The organism is Gluconobacter sp. Gdi (assembly GCF_014132155.1).
Taxonomy (GTDB): Bacteria; Pseudomonadota; Alphaproteobacteria; order Acetobacterales; family Acetobacteraceae; genus Gluconobacter.
In genome coordinates, this window is record NZ_BLJQ01000094.1 from 1 (window position 1) to 247 (window position 247).

At 61.1% G+C, this 247-nt stretch carries 1 pseudogene; it reads right to left on the reverse strand.

The window, feature by feature from the left end:
- Positions 1–201: pseudogene (locus JN414_RS16630) on the reverse strand (hypothetical protein); the annotation flags it as partial.
- Positions 202–247 lie beyond the last annotated feature (46 nt).

The window sequence follows — 247 nt, forward strand, 5'->3', positions numbered from 1 at the left end:
GACAAAGGGCGGATACGGAACATGATCCTCCCGCACATACCCCAGATCCGAGTACCGCAGCGTGCTGACGGTTTCGAGCGCCTGTGTCAGACGGGACTGGGTCCCGTGTGGCAGGGTGCCGTGACCATCCGCGATATCGGACGCCACACCGCTGATCGGATCGATGATGTCGAGTTCGACCGTGCGGAATGGCGTCGTCATTCAGGCTGCCTTCTGGGTGGTGGACTTCAGGTTGGTGAGCTTCAGC